Source organism: Malikia granosa, from assembly GCF_002980595.1.
In the GTDB taxonomy this organism is placed as follows: domain Bacteria; phylum Pseudomonadota; class Gammaproteobacteria; order Burkholderiales; family Burkholderiaceae_C; genus Malikia; species Malikia granosa.
The window spans coordinates 43146-53996 of record NZ_PVLQ01000021.1 but is presented as its reverse complement, the minus strand read 5'-3'; the positions used below and the strand labels follow the sequence as shown (position 1 = coordinate 53996).

Below are 10851 nucleotides of genomic sequence, written 5' to 3'. Positions count from 1 at the left end.
TTCGAATTTCTCTTTTGCCATTGCTCAGCTCCGAATATGGAAATTGACTAAATTACAACGCACCGAATGATGGTGCCCATGGGCAGGATCGAACTGCCGACCTCCCCCTTACCAAGGGGGTGCTCTACCACTGAGCCACATGGGCATAGCGATCTAACGATCACTACAAGAATCACTCTACCGATACCGCACACATCATTGGAGCGGGAGACGGGAATCGAACCCGCGTCATCAGCTTGGAAGGCTGGGGTTCTACCATTGAACTACTCCCGCAACGCGGCGACTGAGTTTTCACGCAGTCGCCGGTCAACAAGTATTTGGTGGAGGAGGCTGGATTCGAACCAGCGTAGGCGTAAGCCAACAGATTTACAGTCTGCCCCCTTTAGCCACTCGGGCACCCCTCCGTCAAGACCTGTATTATGCACAAGTTTCGGCGCTTCTTACAACCAGTACAAATTTTTTCGGGAATTTTTTTCGAGCCAGCGCAGGGCCTGCCCGAAGTGGCCGCAGCCGATGAAAGGAACCGGCGGACGACGCGCCGACAGGGGCGAGGGATGGTTGGCCTGCAGCACCAGATGGCGGCGGCCATCGATCAGTCCCGCCTTGGATTGGGCATGGGCACCCCAAAGCAGGAAGACCTTGGGTGACTCGTGCGCGCTGCAGGCAGCGATCAGCGCATCGGTCAGCGTCTCCCAGCCCTGCCTGGCATGGCTGGCCGGGGCGCCCTGCTCCACCGTCAGGCTGGTGTTGAGCAGCAGCACGCCCTGGCTGGCCCAGCCCTGCAGGCTGCCGCTGGCGGGCAGCTCGCCACCCAGGTCGCGCACGAGTTCCTGGAAGATGTTGCGCAGCGAGGGCGGCAGCTTGACGCCATCAGGCACCGAGAACGCCAGGCCCTCGGCCTGGCCGGGGCCATGGTAGGGGTCCTGCCCCAGGATCACGACGCTGACTTCGGACAGCGGCGTCAGCTCGAGCGCGCGCAGCGGTTGTGCCGGATAGATCTCGGCGCCGGCCTGCAGCCGGGCCTGGACGAAGCGAGCCAGCTTCTGCCCCGTCGCGCTGGCCCAGAACGGCTGCAGCACGGACTGCCAGTCGGCGGCAACAGGCCAGGACTCGGGCGCCCAGGCACGCAGCCGACCCGGCGCGGCGGCATCGGCCGCGGCAGGCAGCGAGGACGGGACTTCCGCCCAGAGCGGAAGGGTTGCGCCTGGCTGGCCCACGTTCAGGTCGGCAGGCCGAACAGCTCGGCCAGCGCCGCGCCCGGTTCCTTGGCGCGCATGAAGGCCTCGCCGACCAGGAAGGCGTTGACGCCATGCTCGCGCATCTTGCGGACATCGTCGCCGCTCAGGATGCCGCTCTCGGTCACCAGCAGACGGTCGGCCGGAACGTCGGCCAGCATGCCGAGCGTGGTGTCGAGGCTGACCTCGAAGGTGCGCAGGTCGCGGTTGTTGATACCGACCAGCGGCGTCTTGAGTTTCAGCGCGCGCTGCAGCTCGGCGCGGTCATGGACCTCGACCAGCACCGCCATGTTGAGGCCGTGCGCGACGGCCTCCAGCTCGGCCATCTGCGCGTCTTCCAGGCAGGCCGCGATCAGCAGGATGCAGTCGGCGCCCATGGCGCGGGCTTCGTAGACCTGGTAGGGGTCGACCATGAAGTCCTTGCGCAGCACCGGCAGGTCGCAAGACGCCCGCGCCTGCTTGAGGTAGTCGGAGCTGCCCTGGAAATACTGGCGGTCGGTCAGCACCGACAGGCAGGCGGCGCCGTACTCGGCATAGCTCTGCGCGATGTCGGCCGGGATGAAGTCGGCGCGGATCACGCCCTTGGACGGGCTGGCCTTCTTGACCTCGGCGATCACGGCCGGCAGGCCGGCGGCGATCTTGGCACGCAAGGCGCCCTCGAAGTCGCGCGTCAGCAGACGGCTCTCGGCGTCCTCGCGCATCACGGCCAGCGGAGTCTTTTTCAGCGCCAGCGCGAGCTCCTCGCGCTTGGTCGCCACTATTCGGTTCAGGATGTCGCTCATGGAAGGCTTTCGGTTCAGGCCGCGCTCAGCGCATGGGCCACGGTGACGAGTTGGTCGAGCTTGGCCTTGGCCGCGCCGCTGTCGATGGCCTGGCGCGCCAGCGCGATGCCATCGGCGATGCTGGCCGCGACGTCGGCCGCGTAGAGCGCAGCACCGGCGTTGAGCAGCACGATGTCGCGCGCCGGGCCAGCCTGGCCTTCGAGCACGCCGAGCAGCATGGCGCGCGAATCCTCGGGATTCTCGACCTGCAGCGCGCGGGTGCCGATCATCTGGAAGCCGAAGTCCTCGGGGTGGATCTCGTACTCGCGGATCACGCCGTCCTTGAGCTCGCCGACCAGGGTGGCAGCACCCAGGCTGATCTCGTCGAGGCCGTCCTTGCCATGGACCACCAGCGCATGTTCGGCGCCCAGGCTCTGCAGCGCGCGCACCAGGATGCCGACCAGGTCGGGATGGAACACGCCGAGCAGGATGTTGGGCGCGCCAGCCGGGTTGGTCAGCGGGCCCAGGATGTTGAACAGGGTGCGCACGCCGAGCTCGCGCCGCACCGGGGCGACGTTCTTCATTGCCGGGTGGTGGTTCGGCGCGAACATGAAGCCGATGCCGGTCTGCTCGATGCACTGCGCGATCTGCGCCGGCTTGAGGTCGAGGTGGATGCCGAGCGCCTCGATCGCGTCGGCGCTGCCCGACTTGCTGCTGACGCTGCGCCCGCCATGCTTGCTGACCTTGGCACCGGCAGCCGCGATCACGAACATGGCGCAGGTCGAGATGTTGAAGGTATGCGCGCCGTCGCCGCCAGTGCCGACGATGTCGACCAGGTGGCTGCGGTCGGCGACCTCGACCTTGACCGAGAACTCGCGCATGACCTGGGCCGCGGCGGTGATCTCGCCGATGGTTTCCTTCTTGGTGCGCAGGCCGGCGATCAGCGCGGCAGTCATGATCGGCGACAGCTCGCCGGACATGATCAGGCGCATCAGGTGCAGCATCTCGTCGTGGAAGATCTCGCGGTGCTCGATGACGCGCTGCAGGGCTTGCTGGGGCGTGATGGACATGGCTGACTCCGGTTTCAGGCCTGGTCGAGGAAGTTCTTGAGCATGGCGTGGCCGTGCTCGGTCAGGATCGATTCGGGGTGGAACTGCACCCCCTGGATCGCGAGTTCGCGATGCCGCACGCCCATGATCTCGCCGTCGTCGGTCCAGGCGGTGACCTTGAGGACCTCGGGGCAGCTTGCGCGCTCGATCGCCAGCGAGTGGTAGCGGTTGACGGTGAACTGCTGGGGCAGGTGGGCAAAAACGCCTTCCTGGGTGGTGGTGATGACGCTGGTCTTGCCGTGCATCAGTTCCTGGGCGCGCACGATCTTGCCGCCGAAGGCAGCGCCTATGCTCTGGTGACCGAGGCAGACGCCCAGGATCGGCAGCTGGCCGGCGAAATGCCGGATCGCCGCCACCGAGATGCCGGCCTCGGCCGGCGAGCAGGGACCGGGCGAGATCACGAGCCGGTCGGGATTGCGCGCGGCGATGCCCTCGAGCGTGATCTCGTCGTTGCGGTAGACCTCGACCTCGGCACCGAGTTCGCCGAAATACTGCACGATGTTGTAGGTGAACGAATCGTAGTTGTCCACCATCAGAAGCTTGATGCGGCTCATTGCAGGCCCTCCTCGACCAGTTCGCTCGCGCGCAGCACGGCGCGGGCCTTGTGTTCGGTTTCCTTCCACTCGAGCTCGGGTATCGAGTCGGCCACCACGCCGGCGGCCGCCGCGACATGCAGCAGGCCATCCTTGACGACGCCGGTGCGGATCGCGATCGCGACGTCCATGTCGCCGGCGTAGCTCAGGTAGCCGCAGGCGCCGCCGTAGACGCCGCGCTTGGACAGCTCGAGCTGGTCGATCAGCTCCATCGCGTGCACCTTGGGCGCGCCGCTCAGCGTGCCGGCCGGGAAGGCGGCCTTGAGCACGTCCATGTTCGACAGGCCGGCCTTCAGGATGCCCTCGACGTTGGAGACGATGTGCATCACATGGCTGTAGCGCTCGGTCTGGAACGCCTCGGTGACCTTGACGCTGCCGGTCTCGGCGATGCGGCCGATGTCGTTGCGCGCCAGGTCGATCAGCATCACATGCTCGGCGCGCTCCTTGGGATCGGCCAGCAGGTCACGCTCGGCCGCCTGGTCGAGCTCGATCGTGGCGCCGCGCGGACGAGTGCCGGCGAGCGGGCGGATCGTGACCTTGGTGCCTTCGGCGGTGCGCTCCTGGCGCACCAGGATCTCGGGCGAGGAACCCACCACCTGGGCGTCATCCAGGTGGTAGTAGTACATATAGGGGCTGGGGTTGAGCGTGCGCAAGGCGCGGTACAGGCTCAGCGGGCTCTGGGTGTAGGGCTTGCTGATGCGCTGGCCCATCACGATCTGCATGAAGTCGCCGCCCCGGATCAGGCCCTGGGCGCGTTCGACCGCGGCCAGGAAGTCTTGCTTGGCATAGGGGCGGAGCTCGGGCGCATGGGGCTGCACCTGCACCGGCGGCACCTGGACTGGCACGTTCAGGCGCGCCTTGAGCTCGGCCAGGCGGGCCTGGGCACGGACATAGGCATCGGGTTCAGCCGGGTCGGCATAGACCATCAGGTGCAGCTTGCCCGACAGGTTGTCGATGACCGCCAGCTCCTCGCAGTGCAGCAGGTGGATGTCGGGCATGCCGATGTCGTCGGGCGGGCAGCTGCGCTCGAGCTTCTTCTCGATGTGGCGCACCGTGTCGTAGCCGAAGTAGCCGGCCAGGCCGCCGCAGAAGCGCGGCATGCCGGGACGCAGCGCGACCTTGAAGCGGCGCTGGTAGGCCTCGATGAAGTCGAGCGGGTTGCCGGATGCGGTCTCGACCACGATGCCGTCGCGCAGCACCTCGGTCTTCGCATCCGCGCCGAAGCCGCTGGCCTTGAGCGCGACGCGCGCCGGCAGGCCGATGAAGCTGTAGCGGCCGAAGCGTTCGCCGCCGACGACGGACTCGAGCAGGAAGCTGTTGCGGCCGCCATCCTGCACGGCGGCGAGCTTGAGGTAGAGCGAGAGCGGGGTCTCGAGATCGGCAAAGGCTTCCGCGGTCAGCGGGATGCGGTTGTAGCCTTGCCGGGCCAGGTCCTGGAATTCGGTTTCGGTGATCACGATTGAGCCTCCTGCAGCCCAGTTCCCGCGCGGCGCGGGACGTTCATTCATGCCTGTGCCCTGTTCGGGGCGCGAGAGCGCGGCAGCCAGCGTGCCGAGCGGTCGGGGGGTGACGCGAACTTATGGCTTGCGCCAAGGCCAGGCTCCCTGGCTCTCTCGGGGAGCCAGGCAAGCGATGCTGCCGTTGCGAGGAATGAACATGATGCGAGCTAGTGTAGCAAACCACCGTGGGGTTCCCGTGCGGCCAGGCAACAGCCCTGACTGGACTCGGGCCGCGGCGCGCGCCTATCATGGCGGGTTGCCCGTGCCGGGCCTTGCCGCCCCCCAGATTCGTGAACGATACCCAGCCCAGCCCCCACTCCGACGCCGGATCCGCCCCCAGCGGCACCTATCTGCGCGACGCCTGGCGCCGCCCCATGCTGAGCGTGCGCGGCGCGCGCACCCACAACCTCAAGAACGTCGACCTCGACATCCCGAAGCACGCGCTGGTCGTGATCACCGGCCTGTCGGGCTCCGGCAAGTCCAGCCTGGCCTTCGACACCCTCTATGCCGAGGGCCAGCGCCGCTATGTCGAGAGCCTGTCGGCCTATGCGCGCCAGTTCCTGCAGCTGATGGACAAGCCCGACGTCGACCTGATCGAGGGCCTGAGCCCGGCCATCAGCATCGAGCAGAAGGCGACCAGTCACAACCCGCGCTCGACGGTGGGCACCGTGACCGAGATCCACGATTATTTGCGGCTGCTGTTCGCGCGCGCCGGCACGCCGCACTGCCCCGAGCATGGGCTGGCGCTACAGGCGCAGACGGTGAGCCAGATGGTCGACCATGTGCTGAAACTGCCCGAGGACAGCAAGCTGATGGTGCTGGCGCCGATCGCGCGCGAGCGCAAGGGCGAATTCGCCGACCAGCTGGCGGCGCTGCAGGCCCAGGGCTATGTGCGCTTCCGGCTCGATGGCCAGATACTCGACGCGGACGCCATGCCGGCGCTGGCACGCCACGAGAAGCACAACCTCGACGTGGTGCTGGATCGGCTCAAGGTCCGCCCGGATGCCCAGCAACGGCTGGCCGAGAGCTTCGAGGCCGCGCTGCGCCTGAGCGACGGCAAGGCGATCGCGCTCGAGATGGACAGCGGCGTCGAGCACCTGTTCAGCGCCCGCTTCGCCTGCCCGCTGTGCAGCTACGCGCTCGGCGAGATGGAGCCACGGCTGTTCTCGTTCAACTCGCCGGTCGGCGCCTGCCCGGCCTGCGACGGCCTGGGCCAGACTGATGTCTTCGATCCGGCGCGCGTGGTCGCCTTCCCGAGCCTGAGCCTGGCCAGCGGCGCGATCAAGGGCTGGGACCGGCGCAACGGCCAGTATTTCGCGCTGGTCGAGAGCCTGGCCGCCCACTACGGCTTCGATGCCGAAGCGCCCTGGGAGGACCTGCCGGCGCCGGTGCAGCAGGTGCTGCTGTACGGCTCGGGCAGCGATGAGGTCGCCTTCCAGTACGCCATGGACGGCGGACGCAAGATCGTCAAGCGCCATCCCTTCGAGGGCATCCTGCGCAATTTCGAGCGCCGCTGGCGCGAGACCGACAGCGCCACGGTGCGCGAGGAACTGGCGCGCTACCGCGCCACCCAGCCCTGCCCCGCCTGCCAGGGCGCGCGCCTGCGCCAGGAGGCGCGCCATGTGCTGCTCGGCGAGGACGGAAACAAGCGCAGCATCCACCAGATCGGCCGCCAGACGCTGGGGGAATCGCTGCACTACTTCCAGACCCTGCAGCTGCAAGGCGCCAAGGCCGAGATCGCCGACAAGGTGGTGCGCGAGATCGCGGCGCGGCTCAAGTTCCTCAACGATGTCGGACTCAACTACCTGAGCCTGGACCGCAGCGCCGAAACCCTGTCGGGCGGCGAGGCGCAGCGCATCCGGCTCGCGTCGCAGATCGGCTCCGGGCTGACCGGGGTGATGTATGTGCTCGACGAGCCCAGCATCGGCCTGCACCAGCGCGACAACGACCGGCTGATCGAGACCCTGAAGCACCTGCGCGACCTCGGCAACAGCGTGCTGGTGGTCGAGCATGACGAGGACATGATCCGCGCCGCCGACCACGTGATCGACATGGGGCCGGGCGCGGGCGTGCATGGCGGCCATGTCGTCGCGCAGGGCAGCTGCGCCGAGGTGATGGCGAACCCGGACTCGCTGACCGGCCAGTACCTGACCGGCGCACGCCAGATCGCAGTGCCGGCCAGGCGCACGCCCTGGCTACCGGAAAAGGCTCCGGCGGCGCCCGCCGCGGCGAAGAAAGGCGCCAAGGCCCAGGCCTGGACTCCGCGCGCCCAGCCGGCACCCAGCGCCAGCGGCCTGCAGACGCTGCGGGTGGTCAAGGCCAGCGGCCACAGCCTGCGGGACGTGACGGTGGATTTCCCGGTCGGCCTGCTGACCTGCGTCACGGGGGTGAGCGGATCGGGCAAGTCGACCCTGGTCAACGACACGCTGTACGCGGCGGTGGCGCGGCATCTGTACCGCTCGCACGACGAACCCGAACCGCACGAGGCGATCGAGGGCATCGAGCATTTCGACAAGGTCATCAACGTCGACCAGAGCCCGATCGGACGCACGCCGCGCAGCAACCCGGCGACCTACACCGGACTCTTCACCGGCATCCGCGAGCTGATGGCCGAGGTGCCGGCGGCGCGCGAGCGCGGCTACGGGCCGGGACGGTTCTCGTTCAACGTGTCATCGTCGGCCGGCGGCGGACGCTGCGAGGCCTGCCAGGGCGACGGCGTGGTCAAGGTCGAGATGCATTTCCTGCCCGATGTCTACGTGCCCTGCGACATCTGCAAGGGCCAGCGCTACAACCGCGAGACGCTGGAGGTGCAGTACAAGGGGCTCAACATCGCGCAGATCCTGGAGCTGACGGTCGAGCAGGCCTACGGCTTCTTCCAGGCCGTGCCGACGCTGCAGCGCAAGCTGCAGACCCTGCTCGACGTGGGACTGAGCTATGTGCGCCTGGGCCAGAGCGCGACCACGCTGTCGGGCGGCGAGGCGCAGCGGGTCAAGCTGGCGCAGGAGCTGTCCAAGCGCGATACCGGGCGCACGCTCTACATCCTCGACGAGCCGACGACCGGCCTGCATTTCGGCGACATCGAGCTGCTGCTGAAGGTCTTGCACCAGCTGCGCGACGCCGGCAACACCATCGTCGTGATCGAGCACAACCTCGACGTGATCAAGACCGCCGACTGGCTGATCGACATGGGGCCCGAGGGCGGCTCGGGCGGCGGCCAGGTGGTCGCGACCGGCACGCCCGAGCAGGTGGCGGCGAACCCGGCCAGTCACACCGGGCGCTATCTGGCCCGGTTGCTGGCCTGAGCCGGCGCGCTCAGTAGCGGTAGGCGACGCCCACGCTGGCACCCCAGACCTGGCGTGATCCGACCACCGGACTGCTGCCGGCGTCGCCCAGCAGCCGCGACAGGCTCAGGCCGGCATAGCTGACCCAGTTGTGGTTGATTGCCGTCGTGTAGCCCAGGCCCAGGCTCACGCCTTCGATGCCGCCGTCCAACTGGTAGGCGGCGCGCTGACCCGAGGCGGGAATGCCGTAGTGGCTGCGCATGTAGTCGCGGTTGCCCCAGTTCGCCGCGAACGAGGCGTCCCAGTAGGAGCGCTCGGACAGGGGCTGGCGGTAGCCCAGGGAAGCCGAATAGCGCCCGCCCCCGTCGCGCCCGAGCAGATCATGGCTGCTGCTCAGGCCGAGCGACCAGCGCGGTGCGAAGGCATAGCCGACCGACAGCTTGCCGCGCAGCGTCGAGTGCAGGTCGGGCACGCCGGCCAGCAACGGGTCGTCGCCCGACTTGCGTCCGCTGTCCCAGTTCAGCGAGGCGCCGAGCGACCAGTCCGAATGGCTCAGCAGCGTCGTGCTCAGGCCGGGATCGACGACGGTCTCGCGCCCGACGTTCCAAAGCGAACTCGCGCGCCCGGTCGACAGCCGATAGCGGCCAGCCCAAAAACCCAGGATGGGCTGCAGGCCAAGCTCGCGCCCGTCGGAGCCGACATGGTTCTGCCCGGACGACAGGGCGGCGCCGATCAGGTAATGGCGCACCGGCGCCTTCGACTCTGCCGGCTCGGCCTGCTGCGCCAGCAGCGGCAATGAAAAGGAGGCGGCCAGGGCCATCGACAACGCGCGAACGGTAATCTGATTAAACATGACAACCATCATAGGCATGCGGCCAAATCCTGGCTAGAGCGGGCGGCGGCAAAGCGCATGACAATCGACCGCAGACAAGACAGAAAGGGCCAACATGAAACAATTCGACTTCGACCTGCTCGTGATCGGTGGCGGCAGCGGCGGCGTGCGCGCGGCCCGGATGGCGGCGCAGCGCGGCGTGCGCGTGGCGCTGGCCGAGGCCCAGGGCCTGGACGGCCTGGGCGGCACCTGCGTCAACCTGGGCTGCATCCCGAAAAAGCTCTACAGCTATGCGGCGGATTACGCGGCGGGCTTCGAGGAGTCGCGCGGCTTCGGCTGGGCGGGCGAGGCGCCCAGCCTGGACTGGGGCCGGCTCAAGTCGCGCCGGGCGACGGAAATCAGCCGGCTCAACGGCGTCTATGCCAACCTGCTGCGCGGTTCCGGCGTGACACTGCTCGAGGGCTATGCCAGGCTGACTGGCCCGCACGAGGTCGAGCTCGCCACGCTCAACGCCGACGGCAGCCCGGGACATCAGGGCTACAGCGCCGAGCGGATCCTGATCGCCACCGGCGGCCAACCCTACCTGCCCCATTTCCAGGGCCGCGAGCATGTGATCAGCTCCGACCAGGCCTTCGACCTCGACCCCTTCCCGCAGCGGCTGCTGGTGGTCGGCGGCGGCTACATCGCCTGCGAGTTCGCCTCGATCTTCAACGGCCTGGGCGCGCGCGTGACCCAGGTCTACCGTGGCGAGCAGATCCTGCGCGGCTTCGACGACGAGATCCGCCATTTCACCGCCGCCGAGATGCGCAAGACCGGCGTCGACCTGCGGCTGGCAGCCGGGGTGCTGGCGATCACGCGCGAGGCCGACGGCCTGCATGTGACGCTGGAGGACGGCAACCAACTGGTGGTCGATGTCGCGCTCTACGCCACCGGACGGGTGCCGAATGTCGAGGGGCTGGGACTGGCCGAACTGGGCATCGAGCAAGGTGCCGATGGCCGCATCCTGGTCGATGCCGATTTCCGCACCCAGCTGCCCTCGGTCTATGCGCTGGGCGACGTGACCTCGCGCGTGCAGCTGACCCCGGCCGCGCTGGGCGAGGCGATGCAATTGGTCGATCATCTCTATGGCCCCGCGGCGGGCAAGCCGGCGCGCCGCATGGACTACGAGCTGATCCCGACCGCCGTCTTCTGCCACCCCAATGTCGCGACGGTGGGACTGACCGAGGCCCAGGCGCGCGAGCGCTACGCCGAGGTGCGGGTGTTCCGCTCCGAGTTCCGCGCGCTGCGCCACACCCTGAGCGGCAGCCAGGAACGCACGCTGATGAAGCTGCTGGTCGATGCCGCCAGCGACCGGGTGGTGGGCCTGCACATGGTCGGCGCCGAGGCCGGCGAGATCGTGCAGGGCTTCGCGGTCGCGCTCAAGGCCGGAGCGACCAAGGCGGTGTTCGATGCCACGCTCGGCATCCACCCGACCGCCGCCGAGGAGTTCGTGACCATGCGCGAGCCGGTGCCGGCGCGCGCGGCAGCTTGAAGACCGAAGG

At 68.2% G+C, this 10851-nt stretch carries 8 protein-coding genes and 3 tRNA genes; 2 read left to right on the top strand and 9 right to left on the bottom strand.

Going from position 1 to position 10851, the window contains the following annotated elements:
• Positions 1–70: 70 nt before the first annotated feature.
• From C6P64_RS06520 to C6P64_RS06485, 8 genes are all read right to left on the bottom strand, one after another.
• Positions 71–145: transfer RNA gene (locus tag C6P64_RS06520), tRNA-Thr, on the bottom strand.
• A 54-nt stretch (positions 146–199) separates the two neighbouring features.
• Positions 200–273, bottom strand: a tRNA-Gly gene (locus C6P64_RS06515).
• A gap of 45 nt (positions 274–318) precedes the next feature.
• Positions 319–404, bottom strand: a tRNA-Tyr gene (locus tag C6P64_RS06510).
• Between the two features lie 36 nt (positions 405–440).
• Positions 441–1166, bottom strand: coding sequence for a uracil-DNA glycosylase (locus C6P64_RS06505; protein WP_105747786.1), 726 nt, complete (start codon positions 1164–1166; stop codon positions 441–443).
• Positions 1167–1219: 53 nt separating this feature from the next.
• The gene (gene trpC / locus C6P64_RS06500; RefSeq protein WP_105747782.1) at positions 1220–2017 is read right to left on the bottom strand and encodes an indole-3-glycerol phosphate synthase TrpC; all 798 of its coding nucleotides are present in this window, start codon (positions 2015–2017) and stop codon (positions 1220–1222) included.
• A gap of 14 nt (positions 2018–2031) precedes the next feature.
• Complete coding sequence (gene trpD / locus C6P64_RS06495; protein WP_105747781.1) at positions 2032–3066, bottom strand: anthranilate phosphoribosyltransferase; 1035 nt, start codon at positions 3064–3066, stop codon at positions 2032–2034.
• 14 nt (positions 3067–3080) lie between these two features.
• A complete protein-coding gene (locus C6P64_RS06490; RefSeq protein WP_105747780.1) occupies positions 3081–3659 on the bottom strand; it encodes an aminodeoxychorismate/anthranilate synthase component II in 579 nt (192 codons plus the stop codon).
• The gene (locus C6P64_RS06485; protein WP_105747779.1) at positions 3656–5155 is read right to left on the bottom strand and encodes an anthranilate synthase component I family protein; all 1500 of its coding nucleotides are present in this window, start codon (positions 5153–5155) and stop codon (positions 3656–3658) included. Before C6P64_RS06485 ends, C6P64_RS06490 begins: the two co-directional genes overlap by 4 nt.
• Before the next feature lie 416 nt (positions 5156–5571).
• Here C6P64_RS06485 and uvrA point away from each other — a divergent pair, with 416 nt between their 5' ends.
• The gene (gene uvrA / locus C6P64_RS06480) at positions 5572–8499 is read left to right on the top strand and encodes an excinuclease ABC subunit UvrA (RefSeq protein ID WP_105747785.1); all 2928 of its coding nucleotides are present in this window, start codon (positions 5572–5574) and stop codon (positions 8497–8499) included.
• 10 nt (positions 8500–8509) lie between these two features.
• Here uvrA and C6P64_RS06475 read toward each other — a convergent pair whose 3' ends face one another.
• On the bottom strand, positions 8510–9331 hold the full coding sequence (locus tag C6P64_RS06475) for a MipA/OmpV family protein (protein ID WP_170073056.1): 822 nt from the start codon (positions 9329–9331) through the stop codon (positions 8510–8512).
• Positions 9332–9425: 94 nt separating this feature from the next.
• On the opposite strand from C6P64_RS06475, the gene gorA reads away from it, so the two are divergent.
• On the top strand, positions 9426–10841 hold the full coding sequence (gene gorA, locus C6P64_RS06470; RefSeq protein WP_105747777.1) for a glutathione-disulfide reductase: 1416 nt from the start codon (positions 9426–9428) through the stop codon (positions 10839–10841).
• Positions 10842–10851: the final 10 nt, after the last annotated feature.

Bases quoted from the DNA above. Each gene is read 5' to 3' on its own strand.
- trpC (WP_105747782.1), bottom strand. From the start codon at position 2,017: ATGAGCGACATCCTGAACCGAATAGTGGCGACCAAGCGCGAGGAGCTC.
- trpD (WP_105747781.1), bottom strand. From the start codon at position 3,066: ATGTCCATCACGCCCCAGCAAGCCCTGCAGCGCGTCATCGAGCACCGC.
- C6P64_RS06490 (WP_105747780.1), bottom strand. From the start codon at position 3,659: ATGAGCCGCATCAAGCTTCTGATGGTGGACAACTACGATTCGTTCACC.
- uvrA (WP_105747785.1), top strand. From the start codon at position 5,572: ATGCTGAGCGTGCGCGGCGCGCGCACCCACAACCTCAAGAACGTCGAC.
- C6P64_RS06475 (WP_170073056.1), bottom strand. From the start codon at position 9,331: ATGTTTAATCAGATTACCGTTCGCGCGTTGTCGATGGCCCTGGCCGCC.
- gorA (WP_105747777.1), top strand. From the start codon at position 9,426: ATGAAACAATTCGACTTCGACCTGCTCGTGATCGGTGGCGGCAGCGGC.